We start from the raw sequence: 24,110 nt of genomic DNA on the forward strand, positions 1-24,110 counted from the left end.
CATGCGGATACTTCCGACATGCTCGCGATCCCCTGCCCATGCCAATCCGGAAAGCCCTTCACCGAGTGCTGCGCACCGGTGATCGCGGGCGACCTGCCGGCCGAATCGGCCGAGGCGCTGATGCGCAGCCGCTACACGGCCTTCACGCTGTGCAACGAGGCCTACCTGCTCGACACCTGGCACAGTTCGACGCGCCCCGTGACGCTCGACCTGGCCGGTGGCGAGCCGGCGCCCAAATGGATCGGCCTGCAGGTGCGGCAGCATGTGCAGACGGGGAAAGACACGGCCATCGTCGAGTTCGTCGCCCGCTACCGTGTCGGCGGGCGCGCCCATCGCCTGCATGAGACCAGCCGTTTCGTGCGCGAGGATCGCCGCTGGTACTACGTCGACGGCGAGATCCAGGAATAAGGGCATTCCGGGCGCATTCGCCGCCGCATATAATCGGACTCGCAGTATGACCTTCACGTGAGCGCGCGCCGCCCCGGCGCTGGCGCCGCGTGCTGACCGCGAGACCGGCATGAACCTCGAAAAAGTCATCTTCGGCTTCTTTATCGTCCTCGCGGCCACGCTGAACTTCGGGTTCTTCGTCGGCGACCTCGACGACCCGGTGCACCATGAGATCAACGAGCTTTTCGTCGCGATCGTCGTCAACCTGATCGCAACGGTGCTCAAATTCGGCGACCGTACACAGATCGGCGCCATCCACCTCGCGACCAGCCTGGTCGCCGACCTGCAACTGATCGCCGCCGCGATGGTGTGGGGTTATGCCGAGCATGTCATGGGCACGGGCATGACGCCGATGATGGTCGCCCGCGTCGTCTCGCTCGCGGGCGGCGCGCTGTTCGCGAACATCGTCTCGGTGATCATCCTGATCGCCGAGACCATCATGCAGCGCCGCTAGCGGGTCCGCTGCGATGATGCCGCTGCTGCGCCATCAGAGCGTCTTCTTCCTGATCATGCGGCGCCTGCGCGCGCCGCTGATCCTGCTGATCGTCATCATCGCGATCTCGGTGTTCGGCCTCACGCTCGCGCCCGGCGTGGATGCCGCAGGCAAGCCCGCGTACATCAGCTTCTTCCACGCGCTGTACTTCATCAGCTACACCGCGACCACCATCGGCTTCGGCGAGATCCCCTACGCTTTCTCCGACCAGCAGCGGCTGTGGGTCATCATTTGCATCTACCTGTCCGTGGTCGGCTGGGCCTACACCGTCGGCACCGTATTCGCCCTGCTCGCCGACCGCAACCTGCAACAGGCGATCCGCACGCAGGGCTTCATGCGCGCGGTGCGCAACCTGCGCGAGCCCTTCTATCTCGTGTGCGGCTTCGGCGAAACCGGCCGGCTGATCTGCGACGCGCTCGACCGGCTCGGCGTCCGCGCGGTCGTCGTGGAGCTGGATGACACCAAGGTCGGCGAGATCGAACTGCACGGCTACCGCGCCGACGTTCCGGCACTGTGCGCGGACGCACGCAACCCGGAGACCCTCAAGTTCGCGGGCCTCACGCACCGCAGCTGCATCGGGGTCGTCGCACTGACCAACGACGACAGCGCCAACCTCGCGATCGCGATCGCGGCGCGGCTCCTCGCTCCGGGCATTCCGGCGCTGTGCCGCGCCGAATCGGCCGAAACGGCCGCCAACATGGCATCGTTCGGCACACGCCACATCATCAACCCGTTCGAGAAATTCTCGGAATACCTCGCGCTCGCGCTGCACGCGCCCGCCGCCTGGCACCTGCTGACCTGGCTCACCGGTGTCCCCGGCACGACGATGGAACGCCAGCGCAACCCGCCGCGCGGCGAATGGATCCTGTGCGGACACGGGCGCTTCGGCCGCATGCTGGCGCAGGTCCTCGAACAGGAAGGGGTGCCGCTCACGATCATCGATCGCAACGCCGCGCCCGCCGCGTGCCCGCCGCGCTGGGTGCAGGGCGAAGGGACGGCCGCCTCCGCGCTCGAAGCGGCCGGCGTCCAGTGCGCGGCCGGGATCGTCGCGGCCACGTCCAACGACATCGACAACCTGTCCACGGTCGTCACCGCGCGCGAGCTCAATCCGGCCCTGTTCGTCATCCTGCGCCAGAACCATTTCGCCAACAACGCGCTGTTCGAGTCCTTCGACTATGACGTGAACGTCGTTCCCAGCCGCATCATCGCCCATGAGTGCCTCGCGATCCTGACCACCCCGCTGCTCGTGCCCTTCCTTGAAGAGATGAAGCGGCGCAACGAGGAATGGTGCGATCGCCTGTTGAAGCGCCTGACCAAGCGCTTCGGCTGGGAAATCCCCACCGTCTGGAGCGAGCGCATCAACCTCAGCCGCGCCCCGGCGCTGTACCGGCGGCTGATGAAGGGGGCGACGGTCGAGTTGCAGGCGCTGCTGCGATCGCCGTCGAATCGCGATGAGCCGCTCGCATGCGAGGTCCTCTACCTGCGGCGCGATGACGACGACCACCTGCTGATTCCCGACGCCGACACGCAACTGCGGCCCGGCGACGAATTGCTGCTGGTGGGTACGACGGACGCGCAACGCGAGTTCGGGCTGATGCTGTCGAACGACCATGCCCTGGTGTACGTGCTCACCGGCAAGGACCTGCCCGGTGGCTGGATCTGGGAACGGCTGTCGCGCACTGCCGACGATCCGCACGGCAGCGCATAGCGCCGCCAAATCAGTCGGACGCCACCAGCATGACCGTTTCCCCCCCGAAACAGATGGTTGCGCCCGGCCGCAGCTTCGCGCGCTTGCGCGATTCGACCTTGCCGTCCACCGTCACCCGCCCCGCCTCGACGGCCGCGTGGGCCTCGCCGCCGGTACCGGTGAGCCCGGTCGCCTTCAGCAGCTGATCGAGCTGGATATATTCGCCGCGCACCGCAAACGAAACCGTCATATACACCTCCCGCACGCGCTTCACATGGCGCGATTCAAATTGATCGATCGGAAGCCGTCAGCCTACACTCCCGGCTATCCCCTTGTTCCTTCAGGCCGCCCACAACATGTCCGACGACCTGCTGCACCGGATCGACCGCACGCTCAGCCGCGCCGCCGACATGGGCGCGCTGCTGCCCATCCGCACCGAGCAGACACCGATCCGCGACGCCGGCATCGACTTCACGGTGCGCTGGGTCTCCACGCTCGCGCACAAGGATGCAGCGCGCGTCGAGGCCGCCGTGCGACGCGACCCGGACTTCAACCCCTTCCTGCCTCCCGACCCCGAACTGACGATCGGCCCGCTCGGCAACGAACACCTGGGCGTGCTCAACAAGTTTCCGGTCATCGACCGCCACCTGCTCATCGTCACGCGCCGCTACGAGGCGCAGACCGCACCGTTGACACGCGCGGACTTCATCGCGCTGGCGACGGTGATGACCACCAGCGGCGGCCTCGGTTTCTACAACGGCGGCGCCGAGGCGGGTGCCAGCCAGCGCCACAAGCACCTGCAGTGGATCCCGGACGCCACCGAGACCGCGCGCCTGAGCCGCTTCACCCACCAGCTGCCGCAGGACCTGCCCGCCGGAGAAATCGCCACACACCCCGCCCTACCCTGGCGCCATTGCTTCCTGCGCCTGCCACCGTGCGGCGATGCCGTGTCGCTGGGCGAAACGATGCACGCGGCCTTCGACCGCGCTTGCACGGCGGTCGGCATCCCCGCCTCCGCCGATCCGATGCCGCCGTACAACTTCCTCGTCTCGCGCGAATGGATGACGGTGATCCCGCGCACCTGCGAGCGCCACGAGAACATCTCGGTCAACGCGCTGGGTTTCGCCGGCTCGCTGTTCGTGCGACGCCCGGAAGAGATCGAGACCGTGCGGGCGATCGGCCCGCTCCGGCTCCTTGCCGCCGTCGCGACCCCGCGCTGATCAGGCCTCCTGCCTCGCCGGCACGATCGGCTTCAGTGCTGGCAGGCCGATCTGCGCGCGCAGCTCGTTGCATTTCGGATTCGGCGTGCCGTCGGCCTCGTGCGACGGAAACTCGCGGCACGGCGTCGGCCGCCGGTCGTAGATCGTGCAGGACACGTGCTCGCCGGGTTGCCCTTCCAGCGCCACACAGCGGCGCGGCACCGTGTTGCTCCCCGCCATGCAACGCCGGTAGGCGTCGAGCTTCTCCGTCAGCTCGGCAGGCACGAAACCGCCCGGCGCGTCGTCCGCCTCGCCCCAGTAGAACGACACGCGAAAATAGACGCAGCACATGCCACAATCGAGGCAGGGGTTGCCGTCGCTCATGACTCCGCTCGGAGCGGCGGCAAGCCGTGACGCCGGCGCGCCCGGTCGCACGCGTCCTCGCCGATGCCGAGCGCCGCGTACGGTGCGAAGTCGCGGCACGGCGACGGCCTGCCGGCATAGATCGAGCAAGCGACTCTTGTCCCGATCTCGCCCGAAAGCGCGACGCAGCGCGACGGCGCCTCGTCCGTCCCGCGCATGCGCATCAGCGCCCCGGTCACCGGCACCGTGAGCGCGTCCGGCACCCCGCCGGGCATGGCGCTGGCCAGTTCGGAACGATGGAAATCGACGCGGAAGGCCGCGCAGCAGGCGCCGCAGCGGGTGCAGTGATCGTCGCTCACGCGACGGCCTCCGGCAGCCCCGCGGCAGCCCTCATTCGACAGCGGCCCCGCAGCACTTCTTGTACTTCTTGCCGCTGCCGCACGGACAAGGATCGTTGCGTCCGACCGCCGCCGGCGTGTGCACCGCCGGCCCATCCACCGACAGCAACTCCGATTCGCCCAGCCCGAGCGCGCGCCACTGCCCGAGAATGACCTCGAGGCAGCTGACCGCCTGTTCCAGCCATTGCAGGCGCGTGTCCTCGTCCGCCATCTCCGCATCGTCGGCGGTCCACGGCGCCATCAGCTCGTCGAGTGCGGTGCGCACGGCGTCCGCCGCATCCTCGGGGAGGTCCGCATCCCAGTCCGCGGGCCACAGTTCCAGCCCCTGCGCAAAGCCTTCGATCCACTCCTCGCCGATCGCGATCGTATCGCCCTCGCTCGCCGCGTAGCAGAACGGCTCCCACCCCTCGGGCTGCCCCAGGGTCGTCGCGAGCTCGTTGTAATAGCGCCGCACGAGGCGGATCGCGCGCTGCAACTGGCTGCCCGATCCGAACGAGATCTCGTCGCCGTGCGCCGACCAGACCGGCGGCAGCCACTGCTCGGGGTCGATGGTGACCGGCGACGCGATCACGGCGGCAAGATAACCGTCGAGCATCTCGAGGTTCATGCAATCCTCGGGCACGACGTCCGACGTCAGCAGCTCCTCGAGCGCCTCGAATTCGTGGTCGTCCAGCAGATGGGGGTTATCGCTTCCTGCGTCCGCAGCGGTCTCGCTCGTCATGGTCGTTTCTCCAGAATTCCGTTCAGCGTGCGCCATCCGGTTGCCGCGCGCAAGCCTGCGCATCGAGATCGCAGACGAGCCGGTAGAGCGGCTGACCGGAATCGCGATACTTGCGCTCGAACGGCGTCAACGGCGCCGGCGCCTCGAAGGTTTCCCACGCCACGTCACGGCCGGTCGCGAGTCCGAGCGCACACGCGAATTCCTCGATATACACCCGCCAGTTCGTGCGGCACTCCAGCACGCCACCCAGCCGCGGGATGAACGGGAACACCGGATGCGCATGCCAGCGCCGCCCGAGGTGGCCGATCTTGGGCCACGGATTCGGGTACAGGATGTAGTGGCGGGACAGGCGCAGGCCCGCGTCGCACAGCAGACGCCAGTAATCGACGAGATCGGCGCGCACGAACACCATGTTCTTTGGCAGCAGCGCGTCCGGATAGGGCTTGCGGCGATTGAGGCGATCCTCGGACTGGTCGACGCCGATCACCCAATGGTCGGGAAACGCGCGCGCAAGCTGGATCGTGCTGTGACCGACGCCGCAGCCCGCGTCGAGGATCAGCGGCGCCTTGCGGCCCCAGCCCGCGAGGCTCGCCTCGAAGGCGGCACGGTTGTAGTCGAGACAGGGCTTGCGGAAGGGCTCCGCCAGGTGGCGCTCGACGCGGCGCACGAGCTGCTCGTGGATGCCTGCCTGGGCGCTGTCGGGAATGCGCGAATTTGCGTAACTCATCGATTTCGTCCGGTTCAGGCTGCGAGGGGCATCGCTGCGGAGGGGATGCCGTGCCGCCGCAGCGCCACGTCCACTTCGGGTGGCCGGCGCGCCGCCCGCACATCCTGGAACAGCTGCTCGGCCTGCGGGAAATTGCGGCGCAGCAGGTTGAGCCATTGCTTGATCCGGCCCGGCGAATGCTGCGGCTTCACTCTTTCCTGGACCTTGCGCCAGAAAAGCGCGAGGAGCGGCTGCAGCTCCGTCCATTCGGCGTCACGGTCGATCGCGATCTCATGCATGGCCCCCTCGTGCTCACGGAGCCGTCGTGCGAGGAAAGGATCCGCAACTGCGCCGCGTCCCAGCATGACGTCGGCGACGCCACTCTCCGCGCGGCAACGCCGCCAATCCGCCTCCGACCACACTTCGCCGTTGGCGGTGACGGGAATGCGGACAGCTTCGGCGATGCGTCCGATCCACGGCCAATGCGCGGGCGGGCGATAGCCGTCGAGCTTGGTTCGCGCGTGCACCACCAGGCCTTCCACGCCCCCGGCCGCGAGGGCCTGGGCACATTCGACCGCCCTGTAGGTATCCGCAACGCCCAGCCGCATCTTCGCGGTAAACGGCAAGCCGGCGGGGACTGCGGCGCGCACGGCAGCAGCGATGCGATGCAGCAGTTCCGGCTCGTCGAGCAGCACGGCACCGCCGCGATGGCGATTCACGGTGGGTGCGGGGCAACCGAAATTGAGATCGATCCCCGGGGGCGCCAGTTCGACGAGGCGCGCCGCGTTGTCGGCCAGACACGCGGGATCGGAGCCGAGCAGCTGGACGCGCACCGGAACATCCTTGGTCGTCTGCCCGCCCGCCAGCAATTCCGGGCACAGGCGGGTGTAGAAGCGGTGCGGAAGCAGGGTCCCGGACACGCGCGCGAACTCGCTCACGGCCCAGTCGTAGGCGCAGGCGCGGGTCAGAACGTCGCGCAATACCGCGTCGAGCAGACCTTCCATCGGCGCGAGCAGCAGACGCACACCAACTCCCTGAAAAAAGGGGCGTATTGTACGGCGATTCGCAGCGCGGGCGAACACCGGCGGCGGCGGCCCGGAGCCCACGCCAGTCACGCTCCACTTGCCATACCCGGGGAGATCGTCGATAATCCGCGGTTTCCACTGTTGTCAGGGCGGCCACATTCACCGCCCGTTCGTTCGAGGAATCACCATGAAAGCGGACATCCACCCGAATTACAACGCCGTCCAGGTCACCTGCTCCTGCGGCAACAGCTTCGAAACGCGCTCGACGCTGGGCAAGCCCGTCCTGCACGTCGAAGTGTGCGCGGCCTGCCACCCGTTCTACACCGGCAAGCAGAAGATCGTCGACACCGCCGGCCGTGTCGAGCGTTTCCGCCAGAAGTACGGCAGCGTTCAGCGCCTCGGCTGATCCCGGCCTACGGTCACGCAAAAAGGCAGCTTCGGCTGCCTTTTTTGTTCCCTGCCCGCGGCGCATCAACGCCCGCCGGCTAGAATTCCGCACCTGACGATCGAACACCCCCGCATAATGACGGGCGGCGCGACATGACATGACTGGTGAATCCTCCGGCACCTCTTCGATACGGCAGCAACTGTTCGGCGCAACCGGGCTGGCGCTGCTCATCGCGCTCTACCTGCTTACCGGACTGACCGGCCACGACCCGTGGCGCGGCGACGACGCCCGTCACTTCGGCGCGATCCTCGAGATGCTGCAGGGAAACAGCCTGCTGTTTCCTGCCATCGCGGGCCAACCGGAAACGGCCTTTCCGCCGCTCTATTACTGGACAGGCGCAGCCTTCGCACGCCTTCTTGCCCCGCTGCTGCCGCCACACGACGGCGCACGGCTGGCGACGACGCTGTTCACGGCGCTGGCAATTTTCTGGATCGCCCGCGCGGCAACGCGCCTCTACGGGCGCCACACCCGTACGCCCGCGGCGCTGCTGACCCTCGGCACGCTCGGCCTCGTCCTGCACGCGCACGAAACGCAGCCGATGATTGCGCTGATGGCCATGCAGGCGCTGACGCTGGCGGGCCTCTCGCACATCCCGACGCGCCCGGCGCTCGGCGGGTTCCAGGCCGGACTGGGCGCGGCGCTCGCCTTCCTCGCCGCCGGCCTGCCCGGCGTCGTGCTCACGATCCCCCTCTTCATCGTCGTCATCGCTGCCTGCCCGGAATGCCGCGATCCGCGCGCCAGCAGCGGACTCATCATCGGCCTGAGCCTCGCGATCGGCGCATCCGCGCTGTGGCCGCTGGCACTGCACTACCAGTCCCCGGAACTGCTCGCGCTGTGGTGGCGCGTCGAATGGCCCAACCTGTGGACGGATCCGCTGCGCGGCGACGAACTCGCGCGCCTCGTCGAACTGCTCAGCTGGTTCGCTTGGCCGTTGTGGCCGATTGCGCTGTGGTCGCTGTGGCGGACGCGCCGGCACCTGCTGCACGTACCGTTCTTCCTGCCGATCGCCGCGCTGGCGCTCGCGCTCGCCTGGATCATCGCCAACGGCAGCCTGGGGCAGGCGTCCATGCTGCCCGTGGTTCCGCCACTCGCGCTGCTCGCGGCATCCGGCGTGCCGAGCCTGCGCCGTGGCGCCGCGAATGCGTTCGACTGGTTCGCGGTGATGACCTTCGGCGTGTTCGCCCTGCTCCTGTGGATCGCCTGGAGCGCGCAGGTCTTCCTGTGGCCGCCGGGGCTGGCGCGTTACCTGGTGCGGATCGCGCCGGACTTCGCAATGCACTCCCCCGGGATTTCGGCAGCGACCGGCATCACCATCTTCGCCGCATGGGTGCTGCTGGTGGCGTGGCTGCCGCGCTCGCCGACCCGCGCCCCGGCGAACTGGGCGCTGGGCATGACGATGCTGTGGTGCCTGGCGATCGCGCTGCTGAAACCCTGGTTCGATCACGACCGGAGCTATCGCCCGACGGCGATGTCGCTGAAGATCGCGCTCGCCGGCGAGCGGGCGGATTGCGTCGCGATGATGAACCTGTCGGCGAGCCAGCGCGCCTCCTTCCACTACTTCGCCGGGATTCGGCCGGAAAAGGTCGTGAACAACGAGACGCCGTGCCGCTTCCTGCTCGCCTCCGACGATCGCGGCAACACCCAGACGCCGGCAACGGAATGGCAACAGATCTGGGAATACCGCCGCGGCGGCGGCAAGAAGCAGGAAATTTTCAGGCTGTACCGGCGCGACTGAGCGCGACCGCTCAGCCTTCGAGGCGCAGGAAGGTGTCGCGGTAGTGGCGCAATTCGCCGATCGATTCGTAGATGTCCGCGAGCGCCTCGTGCTTCCCCTTCTTCACGACGCCCTTGTAGACCTCGGGACGCCACCGGCGGGCCAGTTCCTTCAGCGTCGACACGTCGAGGTTGCGGTAATGGAACCAGGCTTCGAGCTGCGGCATGTAGCGCGCGAGGAAGCGGCGGTCCTGGCACACCGAGTTGCCGCACATCGGCGACGTGCGCGCCGGCACGTATTCCTGCAGGAACGCGAGCATCCGCGCTTCGGCGTCCGCCTCGCCGACGGTGGACGCCTTCACGCGATCGGTCAGCCCCGACTTGCCGTGCGTGTCGCGGTTCCACTGATCCATCCGGTCGAGCACGCTGTCAGACTGATGCACGGCAATCACCGGGGCTTCGGCGACGGTATTGAGCTGGGCATCGGTGATCACGATCGCGATCTCGATGATGCGATCGGTATCGGGCTCGAGCCCGGTCATCTCCATGTCCAGCCAGATGAGGTGATTCTGATCCTGTGCCATAATCGTCCGCCCGCTTGAGCAAAGGCGCGATTGTGGCATAGATGCCGCCGCGCCTCTCCGCCACCCGCCGAAATGTCCCCGAACGCCTTCTCGATCCTGTTCCTCGCCGCCCTCACGCTGACCCTGTTCGCGCGGCTCGCCCTCATGCTGCGCCAGATCCGGCACGTGCAGGCGTGCCGTGACGCGGTGCCGCCACCGTTCGCGGAGTCGATCAGCCTGGCGTCGCATCGCAAGGCCGCGGACTATACCGCCGCCCGGATGAAGCTCGGCGCCGCCGATGCTGCCGTCGGCACCGCATACGTGCTCGTCCTCACGCTCGGCGGCGGCCTGCAGGCCATCCACGACGCGCTCGCCGGGATCCTCGAGGCCGGAACGCTCGCCCACGGCGTCGCCCTGCTCGCTGCGCTCGGCGTCATCGGCTGGGCAGTCGAATTTCCGTTCGCGCTCTATCGGACCTTCGGCATCGAAAAGCGTTTCGGCTTCAACCGCATGACCCTCGCGCTGTACGCAGCGGACCTTGCGCGCGAGACGATGCTGGCAGCAGCGATCGGCCTGCCGGTGCTCGCCGCGGTATTGTGGCTGATGGGGGCGATGGGGGAGCGCTGGTGGCTGTGGGTCTGGCTGTTCTGGCTCGGATTCAACCTGCTGGCGCAGTTCGTCTGGCCGACCTTCATCGCGCCGCTGTTCAACAAGTTCACGCCGCTGGCGGACGAAGCCCTCAAGACGCGCGTCGAGGGGCTCCTCGCGCGCTGCGGCTTCCGCTCCCGCGGGCTCTTCGTCATGGACGGCTCGCGCCGCTCGGCGCACGGCAATGCCTATTTCACGGGATTCGGCGCGGCGAAGCGCATCGTGTTCTTCGACACCCTCCTCGACAAGCTCCAGCCCGAGGAAGTGGAGGCCGTGCTCGCCCACGAGCTCGGCCATTTCCACCACCGCCATATCTGGAAGCGCCTGGCCGTCGTCGCCGCTGCGAGCCTCGGCATGCTGTGGCTGCTTGGCTGGCTGATGGGGCAGGCGTGGTTCTTCGCCGGGCTCGGCGTCGCCCCCGCCGCAGCCGGCACCGCCGTCGCGCTGGCGCTCTTCGCACTGGCACTGCCCGCGTTCACTTTCCCGCTCGCGCCGCTGATGAGCCATTGGTCGCGCGTGCACGAATTCGAAGCCGATGCCTACGCCGCGCAGCAGACACGCGCTGCCGATCTTGCACAGGCGCTCGTCAAGCTCTACCGCGACAACGCCTCGACGCTGACGCCCGATCCGCTGTATTCGCGCTTCTTCGACTCCCACCCGCCGGCCGCCCTGCGCGTCGCGCGCCTGCGTTCCACCAGCTGAAGGCCACCCGCTTCGTGAGCAAACCCCGCCCGAGCCACGGTACGCCACTGAACGGAGTGATCGTCGCCGCCTTCGGGCGTCACTATGAAGTCGCTGTTTCCAGCGACGCCGCACGCGACGGGAACTGTCTCAAATGCTATCCGCGCGGGAAGAAGAGCCTTTTCGCGTGCGGCGACGAGGTCGGGATCGAGGCCAGCGGGAGCGGCCAGGGCGTGATCACGACACTCCATCCGCGCCGCAACCTGCTGTGGCGTTCGGATGCCTTTCGGGAAAAACTCATCGCGGCGAACCTCAGCCAGGTCGTGCTCGTCACCGCGACCGAGCCGGCGTTCTCCGACCTTCTGATCTCGCGCTGCATTGCGGCTGCCGAGAGCCAGCATCTCAGGACCCTGATCGTCCTCAACAAGACCGACCTGAGCGATTCCCTGCCGCGGGCGCGCCGCATGCTGGCGCCGTTCCGGGAACTCGGTTATCAGGTGGTCGAGCTGAGCGCCCGCGAAGGGGTGGAAGGACTGCTTCCCCATCTCGCCGGCGAACGGAGCATCTTCGTCGGGCAATCGGGAATGGGAAAATCGACGCTCACGAACGCCCTGATCCCGGAGGCCCGCGCCGCGACGCGCGAAATCTCGGAAGCGCTCAACAGCGGCAAACACACGACCACCTTTGCCCGCCTTTACCCGCTCGACGGCGGCTGGCTGATCGACAGCCCCGGCCTGCAGGCCTTTGGCCTCGCCCACCTCACGCCCGAGGAACTCGCCGCGAGCTTCGTGGAGTTCCACGACCACCTCGGCAAGTGCCGCTTCCGCGACTGCCGGCACGAGGCCGAGCCCGGCTGCGCGCTGCTGGCGGCGGTCGAGTCCGGCGCGATCGACGCGCGCCGTTTCGAACACTTCCGCCAGATCCGCGACGAGATCCGCACGGCGAAACGCCAATCGCAAGGTTGGTAGGCACCCCGGTCAGGACGAAAAAAAACCCGCCGAAGCGGGTTTTTTCTGCCCGGAGGCCGAACGAACGATCAGATGCGTTCCCAGATCGTCGTGATGCCCTGGCCGCCGCCGATACACATCGTGGCCATGCCGTAGCGGCCGTTCACGCGGATCAGCTCGTGCAGCAGCTTGGTGATGATGACGCCGCCGGTCGCGCCGACCGGGTGGCCGAGGGCGATCGCGCCGCCGTTCGGGTTGGTCTTCTTCGGGTCAAGGTCGAGGCCCTTGGCGACCGCGATCGACTGCGCGGCGAAGGCTTCGTTCGACTCGATCACGTCGATCTTGTCGAGCGACAGGCCGGCGCGCTGCAGCGCGAGCTTGGACGCCGGGATCGGGCCTTCGCCCATGACGTCGTTGGGCACGCCGGCGATCGCGTAGGCGACCAGGCGGGCGATCGGCTTGTGGCCGCCGGCGGCCGCCTTGGCGGCGTCGGCCAGCACGAGGAAGGAAGCGGCATCGTTGATGCCCGAAGCGTTGCCGGCGGTGACCGAGCCGTCCTTCTTGAACGCGGGCTTCATCTTGCCCAGCGCTTCCATCGTGGTCGCACGCGGATGCTCGTCGGTATCGAACACGACCGGGCCCTTGCGGGTTTCGAAGGTGATCGGGACGATCTGGCTCTTGAAGCGGCCATCGGCGATCGCGGCGGCGGCGCGGTTCTGCGACTCGAGCGCGAAGGCGTCCTGGTCTTCGCGCGAGATGCCCCACTTGCCGGTCAGGTTCTCGGCCGTGATGCCCATGTGGCCGACGCCGAACGGGTCGGTCAGCACGGCGACCATCGCGTCGATCGCCTTGGTGTCGCCCATGCGCGCGCCGTTACGCAGCGCCGGCATCAGGTAGGCGCCGCGCGACATCACTTCGACGCCGCCGCCAATCGCGAAGTCTGCGTCACCGAGCATGATCGCCTGGGCGCAGTTGACGACGGCCTGCTGCGCCGAACCGCACAGGCGGTTGACCGCGAAGGCCACCGAATCCATCGACATGCCGCCCTGGATCGTCGCGACACGCGCGACGTAGGGATAGCGCGATTCCGTCGGGATGGTGTTGCCGACGGCGGCGAAAGTCACCTGCTTCGGATCGACGCCGGCGCGGGCGATCGCTTCCTTGACGACCACACCGCCCAGCTCGGCGGGTTCCATGTCCTTCAGCGAGCCGCCGAAACCACCCACCGCCGAACGGACTGCGCTCAAAACCACAACTTCACGATTCGCCATCTGTGCTCCCTCCTCGATGTTAAGCACCAACCCAGCCGGCAATCACCAGCAGGGCCAGCATCAGCAGGCACAGCACCAACGCGCGCCAGATCAGGCCCACGGTGCTCTGCATGTAGTCGGCATCGGCCTCTTCTCCGACACCCATTTCCGGTCGTTCTACGATCTCACCGAATTCATGGACCGGCATGCCCAGGCGAACGCCGAGGGCGCCTGCGCCGGCCGCAATGAGTATACCGGACGCCCTGTCGGCCCATAGCATCGCCTGCGTGCGCCAGCAGAACACCGCGTCCTCGAAGTCGCCCACGACCGAGAACGATGCCGCGGTCAGTCGTGCGGGCAGCCAGTCGATCAGCTCGAAGGCCTTTTTCGCGAAGCGTCCGAACTGGCCGAACTCGGCGTCGCCGCGCTCGCCCCATTCCTCGCCGAGGAAACGCGCGAGACGATACAGCAGGGCACCGCTCGGCCCCGGCAGGACGATGAACCAGAAGATGACGCCGAACACGTTGCGATGCGCCGCGACCAGCCCCTTCTCGATGGCAAGTCGCGCGACTTCGCTGGAGCTCGCGTTGACGTACTGCCCCCCGCGCCACTCGCTCAGCAGCGAACGCGCGCGGTCGAGTTCCCCCATGCGCAGCGCGAGGTGGATATCGGTGAAGAAATGGCTTTCCTGGCGGAAACCCATCGTCAGGTAGAGCACGGCGATGTTGAAGGCCAGCGCCAGCAGGGGATGGGCGAGCCACAGCAGGAAGTACGCCAGCGCCCCGACTGCGACGACGGAAACGACCAGCAGCAGCCAGGCAACTGCGCCGTTGCGGGCCTGGCCGTCGTTGAAGCGTTCGACGAGGACGCCCGCAAGACGGTGAAGCGGATCCAGAACGATTTGCCGCACCGGCAGTGGCCGCACCTGCTCGAGCAGCAGCGCAACAATCAACGAAAGAAGCGTCATGCGAATTGCGATTGGGAGAAAGGGTCCGGACCGGCTGTATCTGGCGACGATACCATAAAAGCACGGCGGAATTGTGCGACGCGGAAAACATTGCTCGCAGCAAACGCCGCCCAATTGTTGCTGATTATTGAACAGTGCGTGTCACCCCCACCCGTTTATCCGTTTGACCGGTCTCCCTAGACTGAAGGGCATCGGGGCCATGAAAGAGAGTCCCGAACTCAAAGCTGATCCAACCCCGCCCGGAGACCCCATGACCACCATGCCCACGCTGTTCGTTTCCCATGGCGCGCCGACGTTCGCGCTCGAGCCGGGCGAGGCCGGGCGCGAGCTTGCGGCGCTCGCCCGCGCGCTCCCGATGCCCCGGGCGATCCTCGTCGCGTCGCCGCACTGGATGACTGCCGGGGTGAGCGTCACCACGAGCGAACGCCCCGAGACGATCCACGATTTCGGCGGCTTTCCGCGCCCTCTGTACGACCTGCGCTACCCCGCAGCAGGCGCGCCCGAACTCGCCGAGCGCGCCATCGGCCTCCTTGCCGCGGCGGGCGTAGATGCGCGCGCGGAGCCGCAGCGCGGCCTGGATCATGGCGCTTGGGTGCCGCTGCTGCACATGTATCCCGATGCGTCGGTGCCGGTGGTGCAGGTCTCGATGCCGGGGCGACGTCCGGCGAGCTGGTTCCATGCGTTCGGACAGGCCCTGGCGCCCCTGCGCGACGAAGGCGTCCTCATCGTCGGGTCGGGAAGCCTCACCCACAACCTCTATGAGTTCACCGGCGGAGCGGCCGGCACGGAGCCCTACGTGCAAGCCTTCGCGCAGTGGATCGCCGACACGCTCGCGGCGAACGATGTCGACGCGCTGCTCGATTACCGGACGCTCGCGCCGCATGCCGAACGGGCGCATCCGACGGACGAACACCTGATGCCGCTGATGTTCGCCCACGGCGCTGCCGGCGGCCATCCGGTGGCGAAACGGCTGGCCGCAAGCGACGTGCGCTACGGCATGCTGGCGATGGACGCTTACGTTTTCGACGCAAGCTGAGCGAAAGCGGGAAGCTCGTTTCCCGCGCTCCGCGTTCGCGTTAATATAAGCACACGCTTCTATGTGGGTAGGGGGCGGCCACGAAATGCCAGGCAGCGATGCCGACGGCTGCTCTCGCCGGCGCGCCGCCCGCCTCCGCAGCGGGGTTGGCGTGGATGACCGAACCGCGTACAGCGACGACGAGCCCCCCGCCCACCCATTCCGGAGTTGATGATGTCCGTCGATACCCTGACCCTGTCTTGCCCCGAATGCGACGCCTTGAACCGGATGCCGGGCGAACGCCTGAATGACGAACCGATCTGCGGCAAGTGCCACGCACCGCTGTTCGCGCGCAAGCCCCTGACGCTCACCGCAGCCAACTTCGTACAGCACGTCGAACGCAGCGACCTGCCCGTGCTGGTGGACTTCTGGGCCCCGTGGTGCGGCCCCTGCCGCATGATGGCACCGGCCTTCGAGGAAGCGGCGAGGATGCTCGAGCCGCAGATGCGGCTGGCCAAGGTGAACACGGAAGAGATCCAGGAACTCGCCGCGCGCTTCGGCATCCGCAGCATTCCCACGATGATCCTGTTCCGGAAAGGACAGGAAGTGGCCCGCCAGTCGGGCGCGATGAATGCGGGCGCGATCGCGCATTGGGCACGCAGCCATGCGCTCTGACCGGACGCTTGTGGCGCCGCCGTCCGACCTGTAACGTTGTCGCGCGGGCACGGATGTCCGCCACATAGTGAGGAATCGGCGCAGATGTTGGCAGTGGTGCAGCGCGTGTCGGAAGCACGCGTCGTGGTGGACGGCAGGGTCACCGGCGAGATCGGTCGCGGACTCCTGATCCTGGTGTGTGCGGAACGCGGCGATCGCCGCGCGGAAGCGGACAAGCTGCTGGGGAAGCTCCTCAAGTTGCGGATCTTTTCGGACGAGGCCGGCAAGATGAACCGCTCGGTGCAAGACGTGGAGGGCGGCCTGCTGATCGTCAGCCAGTTCACCCTCGCCGCCGACACCACCGGCGGGAACCGACCGAGCTTCACCAATGCCGCGGCCCCCGACGAAGGACGGGCGCTGTACGAGCACTTCGTCGCCGAGGCACGCAAGGTGCACCCGCAGGTGGCGACCGGTGAGTTTGCCGCGATGATGCAGGTCCATCTGGTCAACGACGGGCCCGTGACCATTCCGATGCGCATCGCGCCGGCGACCTGAACGCGCATTCGCGCAGCCCTTGACGGAACGTTTCCCATGACCGCTCGTACCTTTGCCCTCGGCCCTCTCGCCAGCCTGCTGGCCGCCCTGATCGCGGGCTGTGCCCAGGCGCCCACCGCCTCGCGCCCCGTGGAATACGCCTGCGATGCGGGCAAGGGCTTTTCGGTCGCCTACCACGCAGGGGGCGATGCGACGATAGACATCGAGGGGATGCGCTTCGGCCTGATGAAGGAGGCCGCGAGCGGCGGCGAGGAACGCTACGCCTGCGGCGCCCTGACGCTGTGGCGCCGCGGCAGCATGGCGCGCGTGGATCTGGAGAATTCCCTGTACGAAAACTGCCACGCGCGTGACTGATTTTCACCGCGGGAAAGCTTAAGATTATTCGTTCCACCGGCGGAGACCTGGATCATGGCTTATGGCATAACCGACCTGACGACCTTCATCCTCGGCACGATTTTCATCGTGCTGCTGCCCGGACCCAATTCGGTGTACGTGATGTCGATCGCGTCGCGCCTGGGGGTGGCGGCCGGTTATCGCGGTGCGTGCGGGATCTTCGTCGGCGACACGATCCTGATGATCCTCTCCGCAACCGGCGCCGCGTCCGTGCTGAAGACGACGCCGGCGCTGTTCATGGTGCTGAAGTACGCCGGGGCGGCCTACCTCGCGTGGGTCGGCCTCGGGCTGCTGCGCGCGGCGCTCACCCGCTGGCGCGACAAGGCCGCGGGCGCCGTCGAAGCGGAGCAGGCGCCTCTCGACGCCGCACATCCCTTCCGTTCCGCGCTGGTGATCAGCCTGATGAACCCGAAGGCGATCCTGTTCTTCGTGTCCTTCTTCATCCAGTTCGTGGATCCCGGCTACGCTTACCCCGCACTCTCGTTCGCGATCCTCGGCACGATCGTGCAGGTGTGCAGCGCCGCCTACCTGTCGGCGCTGATCTTCGGCGGGGCGCACCTCGCGGCGCAGTTCCGCCGTCGCCGTCGCCTGTCCGCCGCCGCGACCGGCGGCGTCGGCGGACTCTTCATCGGCTTCGGGGCCAAGCTGGCCAGCGCGACGCTGGGCTGACGCCGCCACGGGACGCGGTTGCCGCTCCCCGTGCGCGTTGCGGCCCCGTCCGCGATGCGGGCGGGAATCCGGTCAGCTCGATGCGGTTTCGGTCTTGCGCGGACGACGGCTGCGCGAAGCGCCCTTGCGCGCAGGCTTGGCCGGAGCTTCTTCCGCGGGCGATTGGTCCGATGTCTCGGCCGGGGGCGTCACTTCGGGAGCAACGGCCGCCGGGGCTGCTTCCGCCACGTCGGTGTTCCCGGCTTCCTCGGTGGCAGCCTGCGCCTTGCCGCGGCGTGGTTTGCGGCCGCCCGGCTTGGCGGTTTTCGGTTTCGGCGCTTCGCCCTGCTCCACTGCGCCGACTTCGGGCGTGACATTCGCAGCGGGCGGCGTGCTCACGGCGGCCGGAAGTTCGGGCTGTGCCGGCTCCTGCTTCGGTTGCGCGGCTTCGGGTTCGGCTGCGGGCATGTCCGTCTTGTGCGATTCCGCCGCGGCGGCGGCTTCCGCCTTCTTTCCTGCCGACTTGCGTCCACCCCGTTTGCGGCGCGATTCGTGCCGGCCGCTCCCCTCTTCGGCCGCGTGCCGCTCTGCCGGCGCGGCTTCGGCATGCGGCACTTCGCCCGGCGCAGATGCCACGTCCACCGCCTGCTCCGCAGACGCCTCGGCGGCGGCTTCCGCCGCTGCCGCGCGGTTGCCGCGATAGACATAGGCACCGGATTTTTCGTCGCGCCCGAACTCGAGCAATCCGCGCGACTGGGCTTCTTCCAGCAGGTTGCCGAAAGCGCGGAAGCCATAGTACGACTCGTTGAAATCGGGCTTGCGGCGCTTGATCGCCTCTTTCAGCATCGACGCCCAGATGCGCACGCCGCTGTCACCGCGTTCGGCGACGAGCGCGTCGAAAGTCTCCACGGCGATGTTGATCGCCTTGAGCTTGCGCGCCTCGGTTTCCTCCTTGCGGCGTTTTTCCTCCTCGGGCGAACGCTTGGGCGCCGGCTGGGTTTCGCGCGTCTCGCGCTTGGCCGTGCGCTGGCTTTCGCGCACGAGGTCATCGTAGAAGATGAACTCGTCGCAGTTCGCGATGAGCAGGTCCGACGTCGATTGCTTGACGCCGACGCCGATGACCTGTTTCGCGTTCTCGCGCAGTTTGGACACCAGCGGGGAAAAGTCGGAGTCGCCGCTGATGATGACGAAGGTGTCGACGTGCGACTTGGTGTAGCACAGGTCGAGCGCGTCGACGACGAGGCGGATGTCGGCGGAATTCTTGCCGGACTGGCGCACGTGCGGGATCTCGATCAACTCGAAGTTCGCCTCGTGCATCACCGCCTTGAAGCCCTTGTAGCGCTCCCAGTCGCAGTAGGCCTTCTTGACGACGATGCTGCCCTTGAGCAGCAGGCGCTCGAGTACCGGCTTGATGTCGAACTTCTCGTATTTCGCGTCGCGCACACCGAGGGCGACGTTTTCGAAATCGCAGAACACCGCCATGCTGACGCTGTCATGAGCTGAGGCCATTGGGTTCTCCGGTGGGGGGTCGGGCGCGATCGCGGGGACCGCGGAAGGCGCACATGATAGCGATTCCTGCTGCGGCGATGGCGGATGTCATGGTGTCGGGTTGCGGCGCCGGATCCGTCGGGGCGCTGCGCCGGCCTTCACGCGACGCGGTCGGGCGGCGTGCGGCCGGCAAAGAAGGCCTCGACGTTTGCCAGCACACGCATGCCCATGCCGACGCGCGTCTCGCGCGTCGCGCTGCCCAGGTGCGGCAGCAGGACCACGTTCTCCAGCGTCGTCAGGCCTTCGCTGACGAGGGGCTCGCGTTCGAACACGTCGAGGCCCGCGCCGGCGATCGTGCCGCTGCGCAGCGCATCGACCAGCGCGACCTCATCCACGACCTCGCCGCGTGCGGTGTTGATGAGGAAGGCATCGCGGCGCATCAGCGCGAGGCGCTCGGCGTTGATCAGATGGCGTGTCGCGGCACCGCCCGGGCAATGCAGCGAGACGAAATCCGACTGGGCGAGAACTTCCTCGACCGTATCGCACTGGCGCGCATCGAGCCCCGCGAGCGCCTCCGCCGGCACGCGGCTGCGGTTGAAGAACACGATCTTCATGCCGAAGCCGTGCTGCGCGCGCATTGCGACCGCCCGGGCGATGCGGCCCATGCCGATGAGGCCGAGCGTCTTGCCGCTCATCCGGGTGCCGATCATGTGCGTCGGGCGCCAGCCGGTCCAGTTGCCGCTGCGCAGTTCGCGCTCGCCTTCGCCGGCACGGCGGGCGACCATCAGCATCAGGGTGATCGCGAGGTCCGCGGTGCAGTCGGTGAGCACGTCGGGCGTGTTCGTCACCGCGATGCCCAGGCCCCCGGCCGCGTCGATGTCGATGTGGCTGTAGCCGACGCCGTAGTTGGCGATCAGCTTCGCGCTCGGCGCGGTGCCGAGGGCATCGGCGTCGATGCGGTCGGAGACGGTGGCAAGCAGCGCGTCGCAGGAGGCGAGTGCCGCGCGGATTTCATCGCGGGAGAAGGGGCGGTCGTTGGTGTTCAGGCGGACGTCGAAGCGCTCGCCCAGAGCGCGTTCGACTTCAGCGGGCCACCGGCGGGTGAGAATGAGTCGGGGTCGGGTCATGAGGTTCCTGCCTGTGATTCGGCTTGATGTTGTTCGTTGCCCGGGAGCTTTTCGGACTTCCGGGGCGCACTCCGCACGATACCCGCAATGCGCGCTTCCCGGGATCGGGCACAACCCCAACGGCACGCCCCGGTCACCGGAAACCCTTGGCGCCCGTTCCGCTCTAATCGGAGCAGTCCTTTCCGGCCTGCACCAGTGCGCGGGGTTCGCGACGTGGACATCCTGCCCCTGATCTCGCCGCTCGGCCTGCCCGGCACGAGCGCCATTCGTCCCGCCTCGACAAGCCTTGTCGCGGCTGCGAGCAGTTTTTCGCTGCTCGGCGATACCTCGACGATCGTCGATCTGTCGAGCTTCGGCCAGCTTCTTTCGGCGGTGGCGACTTTCCAGAACCGGCTGTCGATACTGCGTCCGGGTGCCACCGGCAGCAGCCTGGGAAGCAATTTCGGCACCGATTTCGGCAGTCTCGCGACCGAAGTGCAGCATTTCGTCGACAGCTTCAACGGCCTCCAGGGCAGCCTGAACGAGTTGGGTTTCCTGTTCGGCACGGTGCCGGGGTCGTCTCCGGGGACGCAACTGACCGCCGATCTCCAGACACGTTTGACGAAGGTGTTCGACAACGGGAGGTCCGCACTGACCCGCTTGTCGGATCTGGGCATCGAACTGCGGCCGTCGCTGATTCCCGGCGTCGGAACCTTGGGTATTGACGTGGTGAAGCTGCGTGGGGCCTTCGAAACCGACCCGGCAGGCACCTTTTCGCTGCTCGCGAAGGCGGTAGCGGAATTCTCCGCGCTCGGTGCGACGTTCACTTCCTCCAATGGCGGTGCGACAGGGCTTCTGGCGGCGGAACTGCAGTTCTCCGCGCTGCAGCTGAGCCAAGGCCTCTTCGACACGGGCGCCGACCGGCTCAACGCCGGCCTTCCGGGCCTCAATGACCTGCTCACGCTGGCCTCGCTGGGCAATGCGGGGCGCGACTCGCAGGCGCGAACCCTCGCCGCCCTCAACGAGTTCTCGCTGGTCTCCTCTCTGCTGGGGCAATAGCCGGCCGCAACATCATGACACAACTCCGAATGCACTCATCTATCACTTATATTACTGATTTAACTAAATTATTTACACGAATGATCGCAACATAAAAATCTTTTTGGGATAATATTGTTGCGCCGCACAAGGGATTCGAATATAGTTTGAACCGTCTCCTCCACCCTCCTCCTTTGGTGTGGATTTAGCCCGAGCCGAATACCGCGCTCGGGCTTTTTTCTTTTCAGCCGCCGCTCGGCGCGCTCAGCAGCGCCCAGATCCGGTCGACCATCGGGTTGCCGTTTTCGGCGGCTCGATGCAGGCGCACCTCCAGCGGGCAGGTCCATTGCGCGGGTCCCGCCGGAACCAGACGGCCCTCGCTCATCTCGCGACCGACGCAACTCTCCGGGAGCCAGCCCAGGCCATGACCTTCCAGCACCATCGCCTTCAGGGCCTCGGACATGTGGGTGTCGAAGGAGCGGTCGAAATGGCAGCGCTCGTTGGCAAGCAGGATCATTTCCACGACGTGTCCGAGGTAGGTCCCTGACGAATACGCGAGGAAAGGCACCGCCGCCTCCACCTGCCCCGGCAGCTTGTAACACGGACGGCCGTCTTCGCGCGGCACCGACAGCGGCAGCATGCGGTCGGTCGCGAGCGTGATGTAGGGGAAGCGCACCGGATCGAGCAGCATCGGCAGTTGCGGATGGTGGTAGGCGATCAGCAGATCCGTTGCGCCTTCGATCAGCGCGCTCGCCCCTTCGGGCACGTTCACCGCCCCGACGCGCGCGACGACGTTACCCAGCGACTCCTTCAACTGCCCCAGCCACCGGGGGAAGAAGGTCAGCGACAGCGTGTGCGCGACCGAAAAACGCACGGTGTCGACGTTCGCCGGCGACTGCCCGCGCAGCACGGTGCGCATGTCGTAGGTACGCCGCAGGATGTCCACCGCGAAGCCGCGGAAGATCCGCCCGGCGGCCGTCAGGTGCACGCCCTGCGAGCTGCGGTCGATCAGCTCGACGCCGAGCCAGTCCTCGAGCGCCTGGATATGGCGGCTGAAGGTCGGCTGCGACACGTTACGGCGCTCCGCCGCCCTCGAAAACGCGCGTGCGTCGGTCAATGTGAGGAAATCCTCGATCCATTTGATCTGCATGTTCGGTCGGCTCCTTATTTGGCCTATCCGGGTCCTATTCGGCTTTCTTGGGGATGTTATGCGTTTTTTGCATGGCACGACACGGAATCTCAACATCGTCCGTAGCATTCATGCACCCCACCCACACCACGAGACAGGAACAAAGATGACCTTCACCACCGCCCCCGCCGCCGAGCGCATCGAACACGATCTTCTGGGCGATCGCGCCGTGCCCGCCGACGTCTACTACGGCGTCCACACGCTGCGCGCCGTCGAGAACTTCCCGATCACCGGCACGCCGATCTCGATCTACCCCGAGCTCGTCCGCGCGCTCGCCGCGATCAAGCAGGCCGCCGCGCTGACAAACCAGCAGCTCGGCATGCTCGACGCCGAGCGCACCGATGCGATCGTCCGCGCCTGCGAGGAAGTCCGCGCCGGTGCGCTGCATGAGCAGTTCGTCGTCGACGTGATCCAGGGCGGCGCCGGCACCTCGACCAACATGAACGCCAACGAAGTGATCGCGAACCGCGCGCTGGAACTCCTCGGCCACGCGAAGGGCGACTACGCCCGCCTGCACCCGAACGAGCACGTGAACATGAGCCAGAGCACCAACGACGTGTATCCGACGGCGCTCAAGCTCGCCGGCTACGCGGGCATCTTCCAGCTCATCGAGGCGATGGAGGTGCTGCGCGATGCCTTCCACGAGAAGGCGGTCGAGTTCGCCGACGTGCTGAAGATGGGCCGCACCCAGCTGCAGGACGCGGTGCCGATGACGGTCGGCCAGGAGTTCTCGACCTACGTCGTGATGCTCGGCGAGGACATCGAGCGCCTGAAGGAAGCCGTGCTGCTGATCCGCGAGATCAACCTCGGCGCGACCGCGATCGGCACCGGCATCAACGCCCACCCGGACTATGCCGGAATGGTCTGCCGCAATCTCGCCGAAATCACCGACATCCCCGTGCTGACTGCGCCGAACCTCGTCGAAGCCACGCAGGACTGCGGCAGCTTCGTGCAGCTCTCCGGGGTGCTGAAGCGCGTCGCGGTGAAGCTCTCCAAGGTCTGCAACGACCTGCGCCTGCTGTCGTCGGGTCCGCGTGCGGGGCTCGCCGAGATCAACCTGCCACCGATGCAGGCGGGCTCGTCGATCATGCCGGGCAAGGTCAATCCGGTGATCCCGGAAGTCGTTAACCAGATCGCGTTCGAAGTGATCGGCAACGACATGACGATCTCCTTCGCCGCCGAAGCCGGCCAGCTGCAGCTCAACGCCTTCGAGCCGATCATCGCCCACAGCCTGTTCAAGAGCGCCACCCACCTGCGCGCCGGTTGCCTGACGCTCGCCGAGCGCTGCGTGAAGGGCATCACCGTGAACCGCGAAGCGCTGCGCAAGAGCGTCGAGAACTCGATCGGGCTGGTCACCGCGCTGAACCCTTACATCGGCTACGCCAACGCCACCGAGATCGCGCAACAGGCGCTGGTCAGCGGCGACAGCGTGTACGAGCTCGTGCTTGCCAAAGGCCTGCTGACGAAGGCGCAGCTCGACGAAATCCTCAAGCCAGAGGTGCTCACGCAACCGCGCCCGCTGGTCGGACTGGTCGGACTGGCCTGACGCTGCTGCCCGGCAACGTACCGCAACCCGGCCACGGCATGAGCCGGCCGTTGCTGCGGTCGGGCCGGGCCGGGTTTATATTGCATCGCAGCACATGCAAGACATTCCGAAAAACATCTGCGCCTATTGAGCCATACGAATATCTGATCGCTCGATAGAAAACTTGTAGAACAACTTTATTGCATTGCACAAGACGATTCGATATGATTCAACCCGTCTCCT

Annotated in this window: 27 protein-coding genes; 15 read left to right on the plus strand and 12 right to left on the minus strand. The window is 67.0% G+C overall.

The genetic code is table 11. From position 1 onward, the window contains the following. Positions 1-18: 18 nt before the first annotated feature. The 3 genes from CDA09_RS15895 (at position 19) to CDA09_RS15905 (ending at position 2,648) form a co-directional block, all read left to right on the plus strand. Complete coding sequence (locus CDA09_RS15895; protein ID WP_121429544.1) at positions 19-408, plus strand: YchJ family protein; 390 nt, start codon at positions 19-21, stop codon at positions 406-408. A 109-nt stretch (positions 409-517) separates the two neighbouring features. After that, a complete protein-coding gene (locus CDA09_RS15900; RefSeq protein ID WP_121429545.1) occupies positions 518-901 on the plus strand; it encodes a DUF6394 family protein in 384 nt (127 codons plus the stop codon). Between the two features lie 13 nt (positions 902-914). Beyond that, positions 915-2,648, plus strand: coding sequence for an NAD-binding protein (locus CDA09_RS15905; RefSeq protein WP_121429546.1), 1,734 nt, complete (start codon positions 915-917; stop codon positions 2,646-2,648). 10 nt (positions 2,649-2,658) lie between these two features. Here CDA09_RS15905 and CDA09_RS15910 read toward each other — a convergent pair whose 3' ends face one another. Next, positions 2,659-2,877, minus strand: coding sequence for an RNA-binding S4 domain-containing protein (locus CDA09_RS15910; RefSeq protein WP_121429547.1), 219 nt, complete (start codon positions 2,875-2,877; stop codon positions 2,659-2,661). Between the two features lie 106 nt (positions 2,878-2,983). Between CDA09_RS15910 and CDA09_RS15915 the strand changes: the two genes are divergently transcribed. After that, positions 2,984-3,847 (plus strand): ATP adenylyltransferase family protein, encoded by an 864-nt coding sequence (locus CDA09_RS15915; protein WP_121430890.1) that lies wholly within the window; start codon positions 2,984-2,986, stop codon positions 3,845-3,847. Here CDA09_RS15915 and CDA09_RS15920 read toward each other — a convergent pair whose 3' ends face one another. The 5 genes from CDA09_RS15920 to CDA09_RS15940 are packed head-to-tail and all read right to left on the minus strand — an operon-like array spanning position 3,848 to position 7,039. Beyond that, positions 3,848-4,210 carry a YkgJ family cysteine cluster protein gene (locus CDA09_RS15920; protein WP_121429548.1) on the minus strand — a complete coding sequence of 121 codons (363 nt, stop codon included), beginning with the start codon at positions 4,208-4,210 and terminating at the stop codon, positions 3,848-3,850. Further along, on the minus strand, positions 4,207-4,548 hold the full coding sequence (locus CDA09_RS15925) for a YkgJ family cysteine cluster protein (protein ID WP_217351255.1): 342 nt from the start codon (positions 4,546-4,548) through the stop codon (positions 4,207-4,209). Before CDA09_RS15925 ends, CDA09_RS15920 begins: the two co-directional genes overlap by 4 nt. A 31-nt stretch (positions 4,549-4,579) precedes the next feature. Further along, on the minus strand, positions 4,580-5,308 hold the full coding sequence (locus tag CDA09_RS15930) for a UPF0149 family protein (protein ID WP_121429550.1): 729 nt from the start codon (positions 5,306-5,308) through the stop codon (positions 4,580-4,582). 22 nt (positions 5,309-5,330) lie between these two features. Further along, positions 5,331-6,035, minus strand: coding sequence for a tRNA (guanine(46)-N(7))-methyltransferase TrmB (trmB, locus tag CDA09_RS15935; protein ID WP_121429551.1), 705 nt, complete (start codon positions 6,033-6,035; stop codon positions 5,331-5,333). 14 nt (positions 6,036-6,049) lie between these two features. Continuing rightward, positions 6,050-7,039: a tRNA dihydrouridine synthase gene (locus CDA09_RS15940; protein ID WP_174718445.1), complete on the minus strand. Its 990-nt coding sequence runs from the start codon at positions 7,037-7,039 to the stop codon at positions 6,050-6,052. 187 nt (positions 7,040-7,226) lie between these two features. On the opposite strand from CDA09_RS15940, the gene rpmE reads away from it, so the two are divergent. Both rpmE and CDA09_RS15950 read left to right on the plus strand, forming a co-directional pair. Beyond that, entirely contained in the window at positions 7,227-7,445 is a 219-nt protein-coding gene (gene rpmE, locus CDA09_RS15945) for a 50S ribosomal protein L31 (RefSeq protein WP_121429552.1), read from the plus strand. A 139-nt stretch (positions 7,446-7,584) separates the two neighbouring features. Further along, positions 7,585-9,222, plus strand: a complete 1,638-nt coding sequence (locus CDA09_RS15950; RefSeq protein ID WP_121429553.1) for an ArnT family glycosyltransferase — start codon at positions 7,585-7,587, stop codon at positions 9,220-9,222. 10 nt (positions 9,223-9,232) lie between these two features. Here CDA09_RS15950 and orn read toward each other — a convergent pair whose 3' ends face one another. Beyond that, positions 9,233-9,784 (minus strand): oligoribonuclease, encoded by a 552-nt coding sequence (gene orn, locus CDA09_RS15955; protein ID WP_121429554.1) that lies wholly within the window; start codon positions 9,782-9,784, stop codon positions 9,233-9,235. A 72-nt stretch (positions 9,785-9,856) separates the two neighbouring features. Between orn and CDA09_RS15960 the strand changes: the two genes are divergently transcribed. Beyond that, positions 9,857-11,113 carry a M48 family metallopeptidase gene (locus tag CDA09_RS15960; protein WP_121429555.1) on the plus strand — a complete coding sequence of 419 codons (1,257 nt, stop codon included), beginning with the start codon at positions 9,857-9,859 and terminating at the stop codon, positions 11,111-11,113. A 14-nt stretch (positions 11,114-11,127) separates the two neighbouring features. Next, complete coding sequence (rsgA, locus tag CDA09_RS15965; protein WP_286164172.1) at positions 11,128-12,060, plus strand: ribosome small subunit-dependent GTPase A; 933 nt, start codon at positions 11,128-11,130, stop codon at positions 12,058-12,060. Positions 12,061-12,128: 68 nt separating this feature from the next. Here rsgA and CDA09_RS15970 read toward each other — a convergent pair whose 3' ends face one another. Both CDA09_RS15970 and CDA09_RS15975 read right to left on the minus strand, forming a co-directional pair. After that, the gene (locus CDA09_RS15970) at positions 12,129-13,310 is read right to left on the minus strand and encodes an acetyl-CoA C-acyltransferase family protein (protein ID WP_121429556.1); all 1,182 of its coding nucleotides are present in this window, start codon (positions 13,308-13,310) and stop codon (positions 12,129-12,131) included. A gap of 19 nt (positions 13,311-13,329) precedes the next feature. Next, positions 13,330-14,256 carry a CobD/CbiB family protein gene (locus CDA09_RS15975; protein ID WP_121429557.1) on the minus strand — a complete coding sequence of 309 codons (927 nt, stop codon included), beginning with the start codon at positions 14,254-14,256 and terminating at the stop codon, positions 13,330-13,332. Between the two features lie 250 nt (positions 14,257-14,506). On the opposite strand from CDA09_RS15975, the gene CDA09_RS15980 reads away from it, so the two are divergent. The 5 genes from CDA09_RS15980 to leuE all read left to right on the plus strand — a co-directional run bounded on the left by CDA09_RS15980 (position 14,507) and on the right by leuE (position 17,542). Then, positions 14,507-15,292 carry a DODA-type extradiol aromatic ring-opening family dioxygenase gene (locus CDA09_RS15980; RefSeq protein WP_121429558.1) on the plus strand — a complete coding sequence of 262 codons (786 nt, stop codon included), beginning with the start codon at positions 14,507-14,509 and terminating at the stop codon, positions 15,290-15,292. A gap of 213 nt (positions 15,293-15,505) precedes the next feature. Next, positions 15,506-15,946, plus strand: a complete 441-nt coding sequence (gene trxC / locus CDA09_RS15985; RefSeq protein WP_121429559.1) for a thioredoxin TrxC — start codon at positions 15,506-15,508, stop codon at positions 15,944-15,946. Positions 15,947-16,030: 84 nt separating this feature from the next. Continuing rightward, positions 16,031-16,480, plus strand: a complete 450-nt coding sequence (dtd, locus tag CDA09_RS15990; protein WP_121429560.1) for a D-aminoacyl-tRNA deacylase — start codon at positions 16,031-16,033, stop codon at positions 16,478-16,480. A gap of 36 nt (positions 16,481-16,516) precedes the next feature. Next, entirely contained in the window at positions 16,517-16,834 is a 318-nt protein-coding gene (locus CDA09_RS15995) for an MliC family protein (protein WP_121429561.1), read from the plus strand. Between the two features lie 54 nt (positions 16,835-16,888). Further along, the gene (gene leuE / locus CDA09_RS16000; RefSeq protein WP_121429562.1) at positions 16,889-17,542 is read left to right on the plus strand and encodes a leucine efflux protein LeuE; all 654 of its coding nucleotides are present in this window, start codon (positions 16,889-16,891) and stop codon (positions 17,540-17,542) included. Positions 17,543-17,614: 72 nt separating this feature from the next. Here leuE and CDA09_RS16005 read toward each other — a convergent pair whose 3' ends face one another. Next, positions 17,615-19,030, minus strand: coding sequence for an NYN domain-containing protein (locus CDA09_RS16005; RefSeq protein WP_121429563.1), 1,416 nt, complete (start codon positions 19,028-19,030; stop codon positions 17,615-17,617). A gap of 137 nt (positions 19,031-19,167) precedes the next feature. Next, a complete protein-coding gene (locus CDA09_RS16010; RefSeq protein WP_121429564.1) occupies positions 19,168-20,136 on the minus strand; it encodes a 2-hydroxyacid dehydrogenase in 969 nt (322 codons plus the stop codon). Between the two features lie 213 nt (positions 20,137-20,349). On the opposite strand from CDA09_RS16010, the gene CDA09_RS16015 reads away from it, so the two are divergent. Beyond that, the gene (locus tag CDA09_RS16015) at positions 20,350-21,174 is read left to right on the plus strand and encodes a flagellar filament capping protein FliD (protein WP_128106578.1); all 825 of its coding nucleotides are present in this window, start codon (positions 20,350-20,352) and stop codon (positions 21,172-21,174) included. A 223-nt stretch (positions 21,175-21,397) separates the two neighbouring features. Here CDA09_RS16015 and CDA09_RS16020 read toward each other — a convergent pair whose 3' ends face one another. Beyond that, positions 21,398-22,303: a LysR family transcriptional regulator gene (locus tag CDA09_RS16020; RefSeq protein ID WP_121429566.1), complete on the minus strand. Its 906-nt coding sequence runs from the start codon at positions 22,301-22,303 to the stop codon at positions 21,398-21,400. Positions 22,304-22,448: 145 nt separating this feature from the next. Here CDA09_RS16020 and aspA point away from each other — a divergent pair, with 145 nt between their 5' ends. Further along, on the plus strand, positions 22,449-23,888 hold the full coding sequence (gene aspA / locus CDA09_RS16025; protein ID WP_121429567.1) for an aspartate ammonia-lyase: 1,440 nt from the start codon (positions 22,449-22,451) through the stop codon (positions 23,886-23,888). Positions 23,889-24,110: the final 222 nt, after the last annotated feature.

The sequence above is a fragment of the Azoarcus sp. DN11 genome (assembly GCF_003628555.1).
In the GTDB taxonomy this organism is placed as follows: domain Bacteria; phylum Pseudomonadota; class Gammaproteobacteria; order Burkholderiales; family Rhodocyclaceae; genus Aromatoleum.